15 protein-coding genes are annotated in these 16,408 nt (G+C 73.4%); 9 read left to right on the plus strand and 6 right to left on the minus strand.

Annotated elements, in window-relative coordinates:
- Positions 1-130 precede the first annotated feature (130 nt).
- The 4 genes from ACHZ99_RS23945 to ACHZ99_RS23960 all read left to right on the plus strand — a co-directional run bounded on the left by ACHZ99_RS23945 (position 131) and on the right by ACHZ99_RS23960 (position 4,259).
- Entirely contained in the window at positions 131-1,120 is a 990-nt protein-coding gene (locus ACHZ99_RS23945; RefSeq protein WP_420306788.1) for a tetratricopeptide repeat protein, read from the plus strand.
- A 506-nt stretch (positions 1,121-1,626) separates the two neighbouring features.
- Positions 1,627-2,256: a DUF6230 family protein gene (locus ACHZ99_RS23950; protein WP_420306789.1), complete on the plus strand. Its 630-nt coding sequence runs from the start codon at positions 1,627-1,629 to the stop codon at positions 2,254-2,256.
- Positions 2,257-2,347: 91 nt separating this feature from the next.
- Positions 2,348-2,947, plus strand: coding sequence for a DUF6114 domain-containing protein (locus ACHZ99_RS23955; protein WP_420306790.1), 600 nt, complete (start codon positions 2,348-2,350; stop codon positions 2,945-2,947).
- On the plus strand, positions 2,934-4,259 hold the full coding sequence (locus ACHZ99_RS23960; RefSeq protein ID WP_420306791.1) for a hypothetical protein: 1,326 nt from the start codon (positions 2,934-2,936) through the stop codon (positions 4,257-4,259). Before ACHZ99_RS23955 ends, ACHZ99_RS23960 begins: the two co-directional genes overlap by 14 nt.
- 32 nt (positions 4,260-4,291) lie before the next feature.
- On the opposite strand, the gene pyk is transcribed toward ACHZ99_RS23960, so the two are convergent.
- The 3 genes from pyk to pta are packed head-to-tail and all read right to left on the minus strand — an operon-like array spanning position 4,292 to position 9,111.
- The gene (gene pyk / locus ACHZ99_RS23965; protein WP_420306792.1) at positions 4,292-5,716 is read right to left on the minus strand and encodes a pyruvate kinase; all 1,425 of its coding nucleotides are present in this window, start codon (positions 5,714-5,716) and stop codon (positions 4,292-4,294) included.
- Positions 5,717-5,752: 36 nt separating this feature from the next.
- A complete protein-coding gene (locus ACHZ99_RS23970; RefSeq protein WP_420306793.1) occupies positions 5,753-6,973 on the minus strand; it encodes an acetate/propionate family kinase in 1,221 nt (406 codons plus the stop codon).
- Complete coding sequence (gene pta / locus ACHZ99_RS23975) at positions 6,970-9,111, minus strand: phosphate acetyltransferase (protein WP_420306794.1); 2,142 nt, start codon at positions 9,109-9,111, stop codon at positions 6,970-6,972. The genes ACHZ99_RS23970 and pta overlap by 4 nt, the downstream gene beginning before the upstream one ends.
- 254 nt (positions 9,112-9,365) lie before the next feature.
- Here pta and ACHZ99_RS23980 point away from each other — a divergent pair, with 254 nt between their 5' ends.
- From ACHZ99_RS23980 to ACHZ99_RS23995, 4 genes are all read left to right on the plus strand, one after another.
- Positions 9,366-10,391 carry a 6-phosphofructokinase gene (locus ACHZ99_RS23980; protein ID WP_420306795.1) on the plus strand — a complete coding sequence of 342 codons (1,026 nt, stop codon included), beginning with the start codon at positions 9,366-9,368 and terminating at the stop codon, positions 10,389-10,391.
- Positions 10,392-10,590: 199 nt separating this feature from the next.
- Positions 10,591-11,256, plus strand: coding sequence for a hypothetical protein (locus ACHZ99_RS23985; protein ID WP_420306796.1), 666 nt, complete (start codon positions 10,591-10,593; stop codon positions 11,254-11,256).
- 35 nt (positions 11,257-11,291) lie between these two features.
- Complete coding sequence (locus tag ACHZ99_RS23990; RefSeq protein WP_420306797.1) at positions 11,292-12,323, plus strand: hypothetical protein; 1,032 nt, start codon at positions 11,292-11,294, stop codon at positions 12,321-12,323.
- 38 nt (positions 12,324-12,361) lie between these two features.
- Positions 12,362-12,988 (plus strand): hypothetical protein, encoded by a 627-nt coding sequence (locus tag ACHZ99_RS23995; RefSeq protein ID WP_420306798.1) that lies wholly within the window; start codon positions 12,362-12,364, stop codon positions 12,986-12,988.
- 28 nt (positions 12,989-13,016) lie between these two features.
- Here the strand turns inward: ACHZ99_RS23995 and ACHZ99_RS24000 are convergent, their stop codons facing one another.
- Entirely contained in the window at positions 13,017-13,916 is a 900-nt protein-coding gene (locus tag ACHZ99_RS24000; protein WP_420306799.1) for a LysR family transcriptional regulator, read from the minus strand.
- A 127-nt stretch (positions 13,917-14,043) separates the two neighbouring features.
- Here ACHZ99_RS24000 and ACHZ99_RS24005 point away from each other — a divergent pair, with 127 nt between their 5' ends.
- Entirely contained in the window at positions 14,044-14,916 is an 873-nt protein-coding gene (locus ACHZ99_RS24005; protein ID WP_420306800.1) for an oxidoreductase, read from the plus strand.
- Here the strand turns inward: ACHZ99_RS24005 and ACHZ99_RS24010 are convergent.
- A complete protein-coding gene (locus ACHZ99_RS24010; RefSeq protein ID WP_420306801.1) occupies positions 14,913-15,500 on the minus strand; it encodes a GNAT family N-acetyltransferase in 588 nt (195 codons plus the stop codon). The genes ACHZ99_RS24005 and ACHZ99_RS24010 overlap by 4 nt on opposite strands.
- A gap of 7 nt (positions 15,501-15,507) precedes the next feature.
- Complete coding sequence (locus ACHZ99_RS24015; RefSeq protein ID WP_420306802.1) at positions 15,508-16,023, minus strand: putative immunity protein; 516 nt, start codon at positions 16,021-16,023, stop codon at positions 15,508-15,510.
- Positions 16,024-16,408 lie beyond the last annotated feature (385 nt).

Consider the following 16,408-nt stretch of genomic DNA (forward strand, 5'->3'; position numbering starts at 1 on the left):
TCACCCCCGAGCGGCCGGTGCTTTCCGCTGCACCCGAACCCGCCCGGGACGAACCCTTCCGGGCGGGTTCACCGAGCCATCCGCAGCCCGTCCGTTCAACGAGCCGCGCGAAGGGGGGAGGATAGGGCGTATGCAGCCACGCAACATGTCTATGAGCGGAGCGGTCGACCTGGCCGCGGTGAAGGCGGCCGCCGAGGCCAAGGAGAAGGCGGAGGCGGCGCGCGCCCAGGCCGCCCGGGACGGTGTGCCCGCGCCGGGCGCCGGCGGGCTGGTCATCGACGTCGACGAGGCCGGCTTCCAGCAGGACGTCCTGGAGCGCTCCACCGCGGTCCCGGTCGTCATCGACTTCTGGGCCGAGTGGTGCCAGCCCTGCAAGCAGCTCGGCCCGCTGCTGGAGCGGCTGGCGCAGGACTACGCCGGCCGGTTCGTGCTGGCCAAGATCGACGTCGACGCCAACCAGATGCTCTTCCAGCAGTTCGGTGTCCAGTCCATCCCCGCGGTGTTCGCCGTCGTCGGCGGGCAGGCCATCCCGCTGTTCCAGGGCGCCGCGCCCGAGCCGCAGATCCGGCAGGTGCTGGACGAGCTGATCAAGGTCGCCGAGCAGCAGTTCGGCATCGTCGGGCAGCCGGTGGCCGGGGACGCCGCCGACGCCCCGGAAGCCGAGGCCGCGGACGGGCTTCAGGCGCCGGAGGAGCCGGCGGGCCCGTACGACAGCGCGCTGGCGGCGGCCGGCGACGCGCTGGACCGGGGCGACCTGGGCGGCGCCATCCAGGCGTACCAGAACGTGCTGTCCGACGACCCGGGCAACGTGGAGGCCAAGCTGGGCCTGGCGCAGGCGGAGTTGCTGCGGCGGGTCGAGGGGCTCGACGCCGCCGCCGTGCGCAAGGAGGCGGCGGACGCCCCCACGGACGTGCAGGCGCAGATCCGGGTCGCCGACCTGGACCTGGTGGGCGGGCACGTCGAGGACGCGTTCGGCCGCCTGGTCGACACGGTGGCGCGGACCGCGGGCGAGGACCGGCAGGCCGCGCGGGTGCGGCTGCTGGAGCTGTTCGAGGTCGTGGGCGGCGACGACCCGCGGGTGGTGGCGGGGCGGCAGGCGCTGGCCCGCGTGCTGTTCTGAACCGGCTCGGCACCGGGTCCGGCACCGGGCCGGAACCGGGGCCCGACGGAGAGTGACAGCCCCGGCCGCTTTGCCAAAAATTGACTGTGGGCAGGGCTGTTACTCGCAGTAACTCGGGCGCCGCCGGATGGCCGCCTTTGTCGTGCTTTCTCGTGGAGTACGGCCGCGATAAGCGGCGACCCAGGGTGCAGGATCCGGCCAACATGGCCGGATCTGCGCCACCCGCGCGTTACTCGTTGGTAACGAACCCCTTGTGCGCCCCCCTTCCGATGGACCACGATCGCCATCCGGACAGGGGGGTTCCCCGTCTCCCGCGGAGCGTCTGCGCGGGGCGGCGCCTGTCCGGACAACGAGTCGCTCGGGGGTGATCACCCCCTTCGACGTAGCGCGTCCGCCGCCCGTTTCCCCGGACCGCAGAGCCGTGCCGCCGCGCGTGTGCGGATCTCCCTCGCTTCCCGAGGACCGGTCCACGGGCCCAGGACGTACGTCCGAGAAGGAGGAGAGGCATGGAGTCCCAGGCACGTGGTGGGACCAGGTGGAAGCGGTTCGCCGTGGTCATGGTGCCGAGCCTGGCGGCGACCGCCGCGATCGGCGTCGCGCTCAGCCAGGGCGCGCTGGCGGCGTCGTTCAGCGTGTCGGGCCAGGAGTTCAAGGTCACGGCCGGCCGCCTGGAGGGCACCGGGTTCGTCCAGTACGGTGGCGTCGACAGCGGTCACGACCTCAACGGCGACGAGGCCACCCGGCCGGTGGCGATATCCGCGTTCAAGAAGGCGAAGATCGAGGACATGTGCCAGTCCGTCGTCACGCCGGACGTCCCGCTCATCGGCTCGGTCAGCCTGGTGCTCAAGGCGGGCGGCGACGAGCCGGTGGAGGCCAAGAACCTCTACATCGACATCGCGCAGCTCGACGCCGACGCGACGTTCAAGAACATCAACATCGGCGTGGCCGCCGGGGCCAGCACCAAGGGACCGGGCATCGGCAAGGGCGACAAGGCGAACCCCAACGGGTTCGCGCAGGAGGCCGACAAGGCCATCCTCACCGACGTGAAGCAGACCGCCTGGGCCACCAGCGCGGGCACCTTCAAGCTGAGCGGCCTCAGCATGAAGCTGCACAAGGGCGTTGAAGAGTGCTTCTGACCAGGCACCCGGCCGGCGGGGAGGCGTCCACCGCTCCCCGCCACCGCCCCCTCTGACGTAAGCCGCACTGCCGTACCGGGGAGCTGTCATCATGAGCGCCGAGTTGCCGGACCTGCTGCACCGCCTCAACACGTGGCGGCTGCGATTCCGCGCCTGGCGCGGCTCCCGTCCGTTCTGGGCGGGCCTGCTGACCATCGCGGGCGGCGTGCCGATCGGCGCGCTGCCGTACTACAACATCAAGCTCGGCAACCTCAGCCTGCAGATGGCCACGCAGGCGGGGGCCGGCGGCCTGATCATCGGCGTGCTGCTGGTGACGCTCGGGCTGACCATGTGGTTCCACGGCGTCGTCCGGGTGTTCGCCGGCGTCGCCTCCATCGTGCTGGCCCTGGTGTCGATACCGGTGTCCAACTTCGGCGGGCTGCTGGTGGGTTTCCTGCTGTCGATGATCGGCGGCGCGCTGGCCGTGTCGTGGGCGCCGGGCGGCCCGCCGGCCGACGACGCCGGGGCATCCGGAGCCTCCGGGGCCGCTGACGTGCACGCCGACGCCGATGCCGCCGAGGCCGACGCCGACGCCGATCAAGCCGGCGACGCGCCGGACGGGAAGCGGCCCGGCGGCAGAGCGGACTCCGGCGGGCCCGGCGTGGACGTGCTGGAGGACCTGGGCGGCGGGAGGCACCGTGCGGCCGGCTGACCACACGTCCCCGGTACGCCCCGGACCGCGGCACGCCGCCCCGCGGCGGCCGCTGCTCGGCCGGGTGCCGGCGGGCAAGGTGATGGCCCTGGCCGCCATGCCCACCGCGGTCTTCCTGGGCCTCGGGCTCACCTCGCGGCCGGCGATCGCCGAGGACGATCCGGCCGACCGCTGGCGGCCGGGGCCGTGCGCGGAGCAGTCGGACGAGCCGAAGGACGACGAGAGCGGGGAGAGCGCCGGGACCGGGGAGACCGGGGAGAAGGACGGCGCGGCGGACGGCGAAGGCACGCCGGACGCCGGGGAGTCGGCGGAGCCGGACGCGGAGCCGTCGCCGAGCCCGTCGGCGACGGCGGGCGGGCCGACGGAGTCGCCGGACGGCGGCGACGCGGACGGCTCGGGCTCGGGGTCCGGCTCGGGCGGCGGGTCCGACGCCGGTGCCGAGGACCCGGAGCAGGCGGAGCCCTCGCCGTCCGAGTCGAACCCCTGGTACGACCCGCTGGGCCTCGGCGACAAGCTGGGCGACCTCGTCGACCCGGACGAGCCCGAAGCCGAGCCCGAAACCGAAGCCGAGCCCGAGCCCAAGTCGTCGGACGGCTCCGCGGACTCCGGCTCCGCCCCGGACGGCTCCGGCGGCGACTCCGGCTCCGGCGCGGGCGAGGAGCGGAGCGAGACCGAGAAGGCCATCCGCGACGCCGCCGACGAGGCCGGCGCCACCGTGGAAGAGCTGGACGACAAGGTCAAGGACACCGCCGAGGACGCAGGGGGAGGGGAGACGCCGGACACCGGCGCCGCCGGGGAGGACGCCGCGGGCGCCGGCGGCAAGGAGCCCTTCCCCTGCCCGACCGCCGACCCCGAGGCCCTCGCGAACGCCGAGCTGGAGCCCGGCGTGCCGCTGCTGCCCGACGAGCCCTGGCGGCTGGAGAGCACCAAGCTCACCCTCAAGGGCCTGAAGTACCACGGCATCGTCGAGGTGAAGACCTACAGCGGCGCGGTCAAGAAGGTGCTGAAGTACACCGCCACCGACGGGGTGGACATCCGCGACCTGCACCAGACCGTCGTCGGCCCCGGCACGCACACCTCGCACGTACGGGCCGACAAGGGCAGCACGTCCACCATCCGCGACGGCACGGTGACCATGTACACCGAGGAGCTGAAGGGCAACCTCTTCGGGCTGATCCCGCTGACGTTCAGCCCCGAGAGCCCGCCGCCGCTGGACCTGCCGTTCGCGTTCTTCACCGACGTACAGGTGACCCAGGCCGGTCAGTTCGGCGGCACCCTCACCGTGCCCGGCCTGCAGAACACCATCGAGTAGCGCCCGGGGGCAGGCTCAGCGCCGCACGCCGCTCAGCGCTCGCCGCCCAGGTGGTGCACGCGCACCATGTTCGTGGTGCCCGGCACCCCGGGCGGCGACCCGGCGGTCATGACCATCGTGTCGCCCTCGCGGAAGCGGCCCAGCTTCAGCAGCTCGGCGTCCACCAGGTCCACCATCGCGTCGGTGTTGTCCACGTGCGGGACGAGCACCGGCTCCACGCCCCAGCTCAGACAGAGCTGGTTGCGCGTGCTCTCCTCGGTGGTGAAGGCGACGATCGGCTGGCAGGCCCGGTAGCGGGACAGCCGCCGCGCGGTGTCCCCGGACTGGGTGAACGCCGCCAGCGCCGCGGCGCCCAGGAAGTCCGCGATCTCGCACGCCGCGCGGGCCACCGACCCGCCCTGCGTACGCGGCTTCTTGCCCGGCACCAGCGGTTGCAGCCCGCGCGAGAGCAGCTCGTCCTCGGCGGCCGTGACGATCCGCGACATCGTCTTGACCGTCTCGATCGGGTACTTGCCGACCGACGACTCCGCCGACAGCATCACCGCGTCCGTGCCGTCGAGGATCGCGTTCGCGACGTCGGACGCCTCGGCGCGCGTCGGCCGCGACGCGTTGATCATCGACTCCATCATCTGGGTCGCGACGATCACCGGCTTGGCGTTGCGGCGGCACATCTCGATCAGCCGCTTCTGCACCATCGGGACCTTCTCCAGCGGGTACTCCACGGCCAGGTCGCCGCGGGCCACCATCACGCCGTCGAAGGCGAGGACGATCTCCTCCATGTGGTCGATCGCCTGCGGCTTCTCGACCTTCGCGATCACCGGCACCCGCCGGCCGGCCTCGTCCATGATCCGGTGCACGTCGCCGACGTCGCGCGCGTCGCGCACGAAGGAGAGCGCGACCATGTCGCAGCCCATCCGCAGCGCGAAGCGCAGGTCGTCGACGTCCTTCTCGGACAGCGCCGGCACGTTCACCGCCACGCCCGGCAGGTTGATGCCCTTGTGGTCGGAGACCACGCCGCCCTCGATGACCATCGTGCGCACCTCGGGGCCGCGCACCTCCAGCACCTCCAGCGCCACCGCGCCGTCGTTGACGAGGATGCGCTCGCCGGGGGAGACGTCCGCGGGCAGGCCCTTGTACGTGGTGCCGCAGACCGTCCGGTCGCCGGGCACGTCCTCGGTGGTGATGGTGAACTCGTCCCCGCGCACCAGCTCCACCGGGCCCTCGGCGAAGGTCTCCAGCCGGATCTTCGGGCCCTGGAGGTCGGCCAGCACGCCGATGGGCCGCCCGGTCTCCTCGGCGGCCTTGCGCAGCCGGTCGTAGCGCTCCTGGTGCTCGGCCTGGGTGCCGTGGCTCATGTTGAAGCGGGCCACGGTCATACCCGCCTCGATCAGCGCTTTGAGCTGTTCGAAGGAGTCGACGGCGGGGCCCAGGGTGCAGACGATTTTCGCTCGGCGCATGGCGGCATCCTATCGGTTTGTTCGCAACCGGAATTATTACGGTGGAGGAAGCGACAACCCGCGCTCGCCGACCAGGTCGCGGGTCTGGGTGGCGATCTCCAGCTCCTCGTCGGTGGGCACCACGGCCACCGCCGTCCGCGAGCCGGGCGCGGAGACCACGCGGGGCGCGTCGCCGCGCACCGCGTTGCGTACGGAGTCCAGCTCGACGCCGAAGGCCTCCAGCCCCCGCATCGACGCCTCCCGGACGGCGGCGGAGTTCTCCCCGACGCCGGCGGTGAACGCGATCGCGTCCACCCGGCCCAGCACGGCGGTGTACGCGCCGACGTACTTGCGGATCCGGTGCACGTACACGTCGAACGCCAGCCGGGCCCGCTCGTCGCCCTCGGCCATCCGGCGGCCGATCTCCCTCATGTCGTTGTCGCCGCAGAGGCCGGCCAGCCCGCTGCGCTTGTTCAGCAGGGTGTCGATCGCGTCGGTGTCCATGCCCGCCTCCCGGGCGAGGTGGAAGACCACCGCCGGGTCGAGGTCCCCGCTGCGGGTACCCATCACCAGGCCCTCCAACGGGGTCATCCCCATCGACGTCTCCACGCACCGGCCGCCGGCGACCGCGGAGACGCTGGCGCCGTTGCCGAGGTGCAGCACGATCACGTGGAACCCCGCGAGGTCCGCCGGGTCCGCCGGGTCGCGGCCGAGCAGCCGCGCCGCGGTCCGGGAGACGTAGGCGTGGGAGGTGCCGTGGAAGCCGTAGCGGCGGATCGCGTACGGGTCGGCGACGGCCGGGTCGAGGGCGTAGCGCCAGGCGTGCTCGGGGAGGGTGGCGTGGAAGGCGGTGTCGAAGACGGCGACCTGCGGCAGGTCGGGGCGCAGCTCGCGGGCGACGCGGATGCCGGCGATGTTCGCCGGATTGTGCAGCGGGGCGAGCGGGACGAGCTTCTCCATCTCCGCCAGCACGCCGTCGTCGACGAGGACCGGCTCGGTGAAGCGGGTGCCGCCGTGGACGGCGCGGTGGCCGATGGCCAGCAGGTCCGGCGAGTCCAGCCCGTGCCCGGCGGCGGCCAGCTCGTCGCCCACGGCGCGCAGCGCCGCCGCGTGGTCCGGCACCCCGCCGCGGGCCCGCGGCTCGCCGATCCGCTCGACGATGCCGCGGGCGGGGCGGTCGGTCCCGGGGACCGGTCCGGCCATGTCGATGAGCTGGTACTTCAGCGAGGACGAGCCGGAGTTGAGCACGAGGACCCGGGTCGGGGCGGCCGCGGTCACCGGCGGCGGCCCTGCGCCTGGACGGCGGTGATCGCCACCGTGTTGATGATGTCCTGGACGAGCGCGCCCCGGGACAGGTCGTTCACCGGCTTGTTGAGCCCCTGGAGCACCGGCCCCACGGCGACCGCGCCGGCCGTGCGCTGCACCGCCTTGTACGTGTTGTTGCCGGTGTTGAGGTCGGGGAAGACCAGCACCGTGGCCTGCCCGGCGACCCGCGAGTCCGGCATCTTGGCGGCGGCGACGGTCGCGTCCACCGCCGCGTCGTACTGGATCGGGCCCGCCACCTCCAGATCCGGCCGGCGGGTCCGTACCAGCTCGGTCGCCCGCCGCACCTTGTCGACGCCCGAGCCGGAGCCGGAGGTGCCGGTGGAGTACGACAGCATCGCCAGCCGCGGCTCGACGCCGAACTGCGCGGCCGTCGCCGCCGACTGGATGGCGATGTCCGCGAGCTGCTCGGCGTCCGGATCGGGGTTGACCGCGCAGTCCCCGTACACCAGGACGCGGTCCGCCAGGCACATGAAGAAGACGGACGAGACGATCGCCGCCCCCGGGGCCGTCTTGATCACCTCGAAGGCCGGGCGGACGGTCGCCGCCGTCGAGTGCGCCGCGCCCGAGACCATCGCGTCCGCGAGGCCCTGCTGGACCATCAGGGTGCCGAAGTAGTTGACGTCGCCGACGATGTCGTACGCCATGTCCACGCTGACCCCGCGGTGCGCGCGGTACTGCGCGTACAGCTCGGCGAAGCTCTCGCGCAGCGGCGAGACCCGCGGGTCCGTGATGCGCGCCGACGGCGCCGCGGCCGCGCCGCCGGGCGGCGCCGCGGGCGCGTCCGCGCCCAGCAGCGGCAGGCTCAGCCCCAGCTCCGCCGCGCGTTTGCGGATCGTCTGCTCCTCGCCGAGGAGCGTGAGATCGCACACCCCGCGGCGTACCAGCACCTCCGCCGCCAGCAGCACCCGCTCCTCCGTGCCCTCCGGCAGCACCACGTGCCGGCGGTCGCCCTGCGCCCGCTCGATGAGCATGTGCTCGAACATCATCGGCGTCACGCGCCCGCTCGCCGCCACCGACAGCCGCCCGGTGAGCTGCGCCGAGTCCACGTGCGACTCGAACAGGCCGAGGGCGATGTCCGCCTTGCGCGGCGTCGCGGCGTTCAGCTCGCCGCGCAGCCCGACCAGCGCGGCGGCGGTCGGGAACGAGCCCTCGGCCACCGTGAGCAGCGGCGTCCCCGGCGCCAGCCGCTCGGCCAGCGCCAGGATGTCCGGGCCCGGCCGCTCGTCCAGCGTCAGCAGCACCCCCGCGAGGGCGGGCGAGCCCGCCGAGTGCGCGGCGAGCGCGCCGATGACGAGGTCCGCGCGGTCGCCGGGCGTGATGACCAGACAGCCCTCGCTCAGCGCCGGCAGGAACGCGGGCAGCATCGCACCGCCGAAGACGAAGTCGCGTACGTCCCGGGCCAGCCCGCCGGCGTCCCCCGCGAGCAGCCCGGCGCCGAGCGCGTCCCGTATCTGCGCGACGGTCGGCGCGGCGAGGCCGGCGTCCTCGGGAAGGACGTACACCGGGGCGGGCAGGCCCACCTCGCCGGCGGCCTGCCGGACCTGCGCGGCGGCGGCCGGGGCGACGCGGTTGGCGACCATCGCCAGCACGTCGCAGCCGAGGGCGGCGTAGGCGTCGTGGGCGTTGCGGACCTCGGCGACCACGGAGTCCGCGGACTGCGCGGCACCGCCCACGACGGGGAGCACGGCGGCGCCGCACTCGTTCGCGAGACGGGCGTTGAGGGCCAGCTCCGCGGGGATGTTGGTGTCGGCGTGGTCCGTGCCGAGGATCAGCACGGCCTCGTAGTCGGCGGCGATCTCGTGGAACCGCCCCACCAGCCGGGCGACCAGCGCGTCCGTCCCCTCCTCGGCCTGGAGCGCGGAGGCCGTCTCGTACGTCGTGCCGAGCACGCCGGCGCGCGGCTGGCTCAGCCGGTAGCGGGCGCGGAGCAGGTCGAAGACGGGGTCGGGGGCGTCGGGGCCGGCGTGGGCCAGCGGACGGAAGACCCCGACCCGGTCGACCTGGCGGGAGAGCAGCTCCATCATGCCCAGCTCGACGACCTGGCGGCCGTCCCCGCGGCCGATGCCGGCGACGTAGACGCTGCGGGCCACTCCTGCTCTCCATCCGTCGCGGTTCCGTCCGACCATACCGCCGGGCCGGTGACGGCCGCGCGGCGAGGCCGGGCGGAACGGCCCCGGCCACACCGGCGGGACGACCGGCGCGGTGGCCGGTGCCGCGGCCGGTGTGACGGCCCGGTGACCGCCGGGTGTGACTCAGGGTTAACCGGCCGTTCGGGCGAGTGACTCCCGGGGCATGGGAGAATCGGCTTCGAGCATGCATGCGACTGAATTCGAGCTGGAGAGACATGCGCATCGGAGTACTCACGGCGGGCGGAGACTGCCCCGGCCTGAACGCGGTGATCAGGTCGGTGGTCCACCGGGCCGTGGCCGGTCACGGCGACGAGGTGATCGGGTTCGAGGACGGCTTCAAAGGTCTGCTCGACGGCCGCTACCACAAACTGGACCTCAACGCCGTCAGCGGCATCCTCGCCCGCGGCGGCACCGTCCTGGGCTCGTCCCGGCTGGAGCGCGACCGGCTCCGCGAAGCCTGTGAGAACACCGAGGAGCTCAGCCGCGAGCTGGCCCTCGACGCGCTCATCCCGATCGGCGGCGAAGGCACCCTCACCGCGTCGGCGATGCTCGCCGACGCCGGGATGCCCGTCGTCGGCGTACCCAAGACGATCGACAACGACATCTCCGCCACCGACCGCACCTTCGGCTTCGACACCGCCGTCGGCGTGGCCACCGAGGCGATGGACCGGCTGAAGACCACCGCCGAGTCCCACCAGCGTGTCATGGTCGTCGAGGTCATGGGCCGGCACGCGGGCTGGATCGCCCTGGAGTCCGGCATGGCCGGCGGCGCGCACGGCATCTGCCTGCCGGAGCGGCCCTTCGACATCGGCAACCTCTGCAAGATGGTCGAGGAGCGCTTCGACCGGCAGAAGAAGTTCGCCGTCATCTGCGTCGCCGAGGGCGCCCACCCGGCGGAGGGCACGATGGAGTACCAGAAGGGCGAGATCGACCAGTACGGCCACGAGCGCTTCACCGGCATCGGCAACCGCCTCGCCGGCGAACTGGAACGCCGCCTCGGCAAGGAGGCCAAGCCCGTCATCCTCGGCCACGTCCAGCGCGGCGGCACGCCCACGGCGTACGACCGCGTGCTGGCGACCCGCTTCGGATGGCACGCGGTGGAGGCGGTGCACCGCGGCGACTTCGGCCAGATGACGGCGCTGCGCGGCACGGACATCGTGATGGCGCCGCTGGCGGAGGCGACGCGGGAGCTGAAGCGGGTACCGGCGGACCGGATGGACGAGGCGGAGGTCGTGTTCTGAGAGGACGGCGGTGGCGGTGGCGGTGGCGGTGGCCGGTCTGGCCGCGGACTGTGTCAACACCGTGACGCAGCGGTCACCCGGTCATCCTTAACCCCCGGCGGTCGGTTCGGTAACGTGCCGTGCACAGTTCGCCACCGGGGGACAACGGCCCGCGTACCGGCGCCGGTTGTTCCCGATGACCGACCGGGAGCTTCTTGCCATGCGTACACGCACCGCCCTGACGGCCGCCGCGCTCGCGACGGCCGCCGCGCTGACGCTCACCGCCTGCGGGGACTCCGACTCGGGCGACGACGGTGGGACGGAGCAGATCGAGGGCGCGAAGGACACCGCGTCGGACAAGCCGGAGTCGGAGACCCCGGGCGCAGGGGCCGAGGCGCCGGCGGATGCGCCGGATGTGTCGCTGCCGGAGGACGTGAAGCTGGTCTTCGAGTGGGGCGAGGCGACGAAGCCGGACGAGGTCGTCGCGCAGCGTGACGCGCAGAACTTCCTGCGCAGCGTCTTCCGCGGTGTCACGGAACAGTCGTCCGCGGATCCGGCAGCCCAGTTCTACGCCCGTGACCAGGCGTTGACGTACGCACAGGACCAGGTCGAGCAGAGCCTCGACGCAGGCGTCACCGTGACCGGCACGCAGCGCTTCTACCGGCTTGAGCGGGAAGCGCATGCGAGCGCTGTCGCATTCTCGTTCTGTGCCAACCAGTCGGAGATGTACAGCAAGGACGTCGAGACGGGGAAGGTCCACCGCACCGAGGAGAGCGACTCCAGCTATCTGTACTACCAGGTCGTGATGGGCAAGTACCCGGGCCGAGACGACATCTGGCAGGCCACCAGCGTCGATGTCGAGGGGGAGGCAACACAGTGCAGGTAGGAGGCAGGAGGGCGACGGCCGGGTTATCGATCCTCGTGGGGGTCGGTCTCGTCCTGGCGGCGGGCACTCCGGGACACGCGGACGTCATCACGGACCCGGAGACCGGAGCCGGCGCCGATGACCAGGAGATCTGGGCCAGGACCGGCGGCGGCATCGCCTTCAAGGGCGCCGTCGAGGAGGACGGCCAGGAGCCCGGGAACCTCTCCCCGACGACGGTCGCATGGGATCCGCCACCTTGCTGGTACGCCCCGTACCTGGGCGCCAAGGACTTCAAGCGGGTCACCGAGAAGTCCATCGAGGAGCAGATGGCGGTGCCGGGCATGCCCGGCCATGCCGGGAACGCCCTGCAGCAGCTGCTCGACCACTACGAAGACGGCTACAGCTGGCCCAACCATCCCGGCTTCCAGAACTGGAACGTGAAGAAGGACGGGGAGGGCATGTTCTGGGCGGGTGTTCCGAACCCGGCCGAGGAGGACAGCGCTCTCCGCGACGCGTGCAACGAGGTCCCCTTCTGGGTCGACAACGGCGAGCCCCCGCCCGACTGGGTGGCGGAGGAGGCCATCGACCCGGCGATGCTCGCCGAGCTCGCGTACGAGCGGATGGTCGTGCCCGACACCGAGGCGGAGTTGCGGCCCGAGGGCGAGCAGACCGTCAACCTGCCCACCTGGGTGTGGCTGGACGGCGCCGAGTTCCAGCCGGTGTCGGTGCGGGCCGAGATCCCCGCGCTCGGCATGTGGGCGGAGACGACGGCCACCCCGGTCTCGTTGACCATCGATCCCGGTACCGAGGACGCCGAGCTGCATCCGGACGGCGGCGAGTGCGGAATGGGCGACGACGGTGCCGTCGGCACGCCGTACCGCAGGGGTGACGCCGACAAGCTCCCGCCGTGCGGCGTGACGTACCTGCGCTCCTCCGCGAGCACCGGTCCCTACGACTTCACCGCCTCCGTCACCTGGAAGGTCTCCTGGAGCGCCTCCGACGGCACCGAGGACGAGCCGCTGCCCACCGGGATCGTCGAGGCCACGCAGGAACTCGACGTGCAGGAGATCCAGTCGGTCGTGCGCTGACCTGTCGGGCGCCGGACCGGCGGGGCATGATGAGGCCCGTGGCGGCCGTGGCGGCTGGGAAGGGCGGGGAGGGCATGACGTTCCGGCAGCACTTGAAGCAGGAGGCGTACCGGATCCTGGACACGTTCCCGGAGGAGCTGCGGCCCGAGATCTACGTCGTCGCCCTGTCGCTCTACCGCGTGGACCAGGACGCCCGCTACCCGTACGTGGACATCGGCTACAACACCGAGTCGCAGATCCGCCGCGAGTGCGAGCGGTCCCGCGGCGGGATGGACCCGGACGGCGAGGTGCGCTGGTCGTACGCGTACTGGATCCTGGACGGCTTCGAGCGCGTCGGCCACGTGCCCGAGGACCCGGTGGGCACCGCGCTGCACCGGGCCGAGGCGGCGGCGAAGGGGCTGTGGTTCGAGGACGAGGAGCAGTTCTCGGAGCGGTGGGAGGCGGTGTTCGACGCGCTGTGCGCGGACTTCGCCGAGGACTGCGTGCACGTGGCCCGGCATCTGCACGAGACGGGCCGGGTGGAGGAGGTGCTGGGGCGGCGGGTGCCGGTGGTGCTGTTCGACATGGACGACCCGGAGGACCAGATCCCGCGTACGGCGGCGGCGAACCCGCCGGAGGTGGTGGCGGACTACCTGGCGTGGCAGCGGGCGCAGGTGGAGGAGTAGCGGCGGTACGTAGCCGGAGGCTGCGGCGTTACAGCCCCGTGGCCGTACGGACCAGCCGCGCCAGCGCGAGCGAGCGGCTGTGCGCCGGCCACGCGATGTGCGTGACCACCGGCGGCGCGTCGGTCAGCGGGACGGCGGTGTGCTCCGCCCACAGCCAGGCGCGGGCGGAGTCGGGGAAGACGGCCACCGTACGGCCGAGGGCGATGAGCTGCGCCAGCTGCGTCTGGTCGTGGATCAGGGGCCCCGGGCCGGGCGCGTGCGCGTCGTCGCGGGACCAGCGGGCGAGCGGCAGGCCGGGGATGTCGCGTACGTCGGCGAGGGTGAGGCTCGTACGCGCGGCCAGGGGGTGCGCGGTGGGCAGGATGGCGATCTGGCCCTCGGTGAGCAGCTCCTCGCTGTCGAAACCGGCGAGGGAGTTGAACGGCGCGTGCATCAGCGCCACGTCGGCGCGGCCGTCGCGCAGCATCTCGCCCTGTTCGCACGTGCCGCTCGGCAGCACCTCGACGTCGGCGGCGTCCGGCTCGGCGGCGTAGGCGTCGAGGAGTTTGTGCAGCAGTTCGTGGGACGCGGCGGCCTTCACCGCCAGCACCAGCCGGTGACGGGGCCCGCCGGACCCGCCTGCCCCGCCCGCTCCGCCCGTCCCGTCCGCGTCGTCCGCGCCGCCCGCGCGGCGGGTGCGGCGGGCGGCGGCGGTGGCCGCGTCGAGGGCGGCGCGGCCCTCGTGCAGCAGCATCTCCCCGGCCTCCGTCAGCGCGACGCCGCGGCGGTCGCGTTCCAGCAGGCGGACGCCGAGGCGCCGTTCGAGCCGCTGCACCGCCCGGGACAGTGGCGGCTGGGCCATGCCGAGGCGGACGGCCGCGCGGCCGAAGTGCAGCTCCTCGGCGACGGCGACGAAATACCGCAGCTCACGGGTCTCCAGGGGCTCCATGACCCCAGCGTACGCCACTGATACCCGCCGGGTATGACAGGTCACCGTCCCGGTATTGGATACGGCGCACACCGGCGGGCAACCATCGACGGCACCGGCCACCCGCACCGACAGCGAAGGCACCACCATGACCACCCCCGCCACGCCGCTCCCCGGCGGCACCCACCCCCTCGGCGACCTGACCGTCACCCGCTTCGGCTACGGCGCCATGCAGCTCGCCGGCCCCGGCGTCATGGGCCCGCCCGCCGACCGCGACGGCGCGCTCGCCGTCCTCCGCGAGACCGTCGCCCTCGGGATCACGCACATCGACACCGCCGGCGCGTACGGCCCGCGCGTCACCAACCAGCTGATCCGCGAGGCGCTCCACCCCTACCCCGCGTCGCTGCACCTCGTCACCAAGGTCGGCGCCGTCCGCGACCCGCAGGGCGGCTGGCCGCCCGCCCGCCGCCCCGAGGACCTGCGCCGCGCCGTCCGCGAAAACCTCGACGACCTGGGCCTCGACGTGCTCGACACCGTCAACCTCCGGCTCGGCGACGCCACCGGCCCGCTGCCCGGCTCGCTCGCCGAGCCCTTCGAGACCCTCGCCGCGCTCCGGGAGGAGGGGCTGATCCGGCACCTCGGGGTGAGCAACGCGACCGCCGAACAGGTCGCCGAGGCACGGACGATCGCGCCGGTGGTGTGCGTACAGAACATGTACCACCTCGCCCACCGGCAGGACGACGACCTGATCGACGACCTCGCCGCCGCGGGCATCGCCTACGTGCCCTTCTTCCCGCTCGGCGGCTTCACCCCGCTGCGGTCCGCGGCGCTGTCCGCGGTGGCCGCCCGGCTGGGCGCGACGCCGAAGTCGGTCGCCCTGGCGTGGCTGCTGCGGCGGTCGCCGAACATCCTGCTCATCCCCGGTACGTCGAAGGTGGCGCACCTGCGCGAGAACGCCGCCGGGGCGGGGCTCCGGCTCTCCGACGAGGACTTCGCGGAGCTGGACGAGATCGGCCGCTAGGTCCGGCCGGGCCGCGGTCCGGGGAGGTCGAGGCGCCAGACGGCCTCGTCGTCGTGGACGAGGTCCGTACGCACCAGCCCGGCGGAGGCCGCGACGGCGGCGGAGGCGCGGTGGTCGGGGTGGACGTGCGCGACGACGGCCCGCAGCGGCAGCCGCCCCAGCCTGGCGACCAGCCCGCGTGCCGCCTCCCCGGCGAGGCCCCGCCCCTGCCACGGGGTCCCCACCACCCAGGCGACCTCGGCGACCGCCTCCCGGATCGTCACCTGCACGTACCCGCCGAGCGCCCCGTCCGCCCGTACGCGCAGCACCCAGTTGCCCCAGACCGTCCCGCCCCCGGGCGCCCCGGCGGCCAGCCGCGCGTAGCGCGTCCGCAGCTCGCCGAGCGAGGGCGGCGCGCCGCCGGTGAACTCGTAGAGCGCGGGGTCGCCGAGCACGCCGGCCATCTCGTCGGCGTGCTCGACGCGCAGCGGGAGCAGGTCGAGGCGGGCGGTGTGTATGGTCTCGCCGACGGCGTCGGCCAGTTCGGTGTCCGTCGGAACCTCCGGTGACGCGGTGCGGCCGGTCGGTGCCCAGTTTCGCACCATCGGCGGTTCAGCAGTCGAAGACCGACCAGCAGATGTCGTTGCGCAGCCGCTGGTCGTCGAGCACGAGCGCGCGGATCGCCGCCGGCAGCCGCTCACGCTGCCACCGGCACACACGCCGCCCCGCGGCCTCGCTCTCGCCCGGCGGCGCGGCGGCCCGCACCGCCTTGATCGCGTACGCGGCGGCGCCGAGTTCGTGCGCGGCGACGTGGGCGACGACCGCGGCCTGCCCCGCGGCGTACGCCGCATGCCGCGCCGCCCCGCGCAACTCCCGTGCCGCCCCCATGGCATGCCCACCCGCCGCGCGGGCCACCATCATCCGGACCTCGCCGCGCGCCCAGGCCCGCGCGTGCGCGACCGCCTCCCGCGGCCGCGAATCCCCGGGCCGGACGGACTCGAAGTGCCCGAGGACGTGCTCCGCGCAGGAGGCGGCCCAGAGGGCGAGGAGGTGGTGGTCGGCGTCGGTGAGGGTGCCCCCACGGCGGATGGTGACGAACCGGGGATCCCGGACTTTCGGGAGGATCACGAGGCACGTTCCTTCCTGGCGTTGTGGCCGGTTCCGGCGTCCGTCGGAACCCCCAGGGCTGTGGGTGCCGGGTCAAGGCAGGGTCCTGGGACCACATCGCCGAGAAGGTCTGCCAAGCCCTCCTTCGCCCAGCCGTTCCAGTGCACGTTGTACGGGACTGGGGCACGCGGAACGCGGGCAGTGGCGTGGGCAGCCGGTCGGGGAACAGAACTGTCTTCTTGACGTTGCGCGTACCCGCCGTTGCGCAGCCAGCCGGTGAGTTGGGCCGCGGAGACCGGGTGGGGTACGAGTGTACGGAGCCTCCGAGGCCCCGGCATGAGCCGGTACACGGCCGCGGGCCCGTTCGACGGAAGGAATACGCCTTGTCGCCGCCAAGATGGTCCGG

It is taken from the genome of Streptomyces sp. MAR4 CNX-425 (assembly GCF_048656465.1).
In the GTDB taxonomy this organism is placed as follows: domain Bacteria; phylum Actinomycetota; class Actinomycetes; order Streptomycetales; family Streptomycetaceae; genus Streptomyces.

Excerpts from the sequence above, each read along its gene's own strand:
- ACHZ99_RS23945 (WP_420306788.1), top strand. The coding sequence starts at position 131 with ATGCAGCCACGCAACATGTCTATGAGCGGAGCGGTCGACCTGGCCGCG.
- ACHZ99_RS23950 (WP_420306789.1), top strand. The coding sequence starts at position 1,627 with ATGGAGTCCCAGGCACGTGGTGGGACCAGGTGGAAGCGGTTCGCCGTG.
- ACHZ99_RS23955 (WP_420306790.1), top strand. The coding sequence starts at position 2,348 with ATGAGCGCCGAGTTGCCGGACCTGCTGCACCGCCTCAACACGTGGCGG.
- pyk (WP_420306792.1), bottom strand. The coding sequence starts at position 5,716 with ATGCGCCGAGCGAAAATCGTCTGCACCCTGGGCCCCGCCGTCGACTCC.
- ACHZ99_RS23980 (WP_420306795.1), top strand. The coding sequence starts at position 9,366 with ATGCGCATCGGAGTACTCACGGCGGGCGGAGACTGCCCCGGCCTGAAC.
- ACHZ99_RS23985 (WP_420306796.1), top strand. The coding sequence starts at position 10,591 with ATGCGTACACGCACCGCCCTGACGGCCGCCGCGCTCGCGACGGCCGCC.
- ACHZ99_RS24000 (WP_420306799.1), bottom strand. The coding sequence starts at position 13,916 with ATGGAGCCCCTGGAGACCCGTGAGCTGCGGTATTTCGTCGCCGTCGCC.
- ACHZ99_RS24005 (WP_420306800.1), top strand. The coding sequence starts at position 14,044 with ATGACCACCCCCGCCACGCCGCTCCCCGGCGGCACCCACCCCCTCGGC.
- ACHZ99_RS24010 (WP_420306801.1), bottom strand. The coding sequence starts at position 15,500 with ATGGTGCGAAACTGGGCACCGACCGGCCGCACCGCGTCACCGGAGGTT.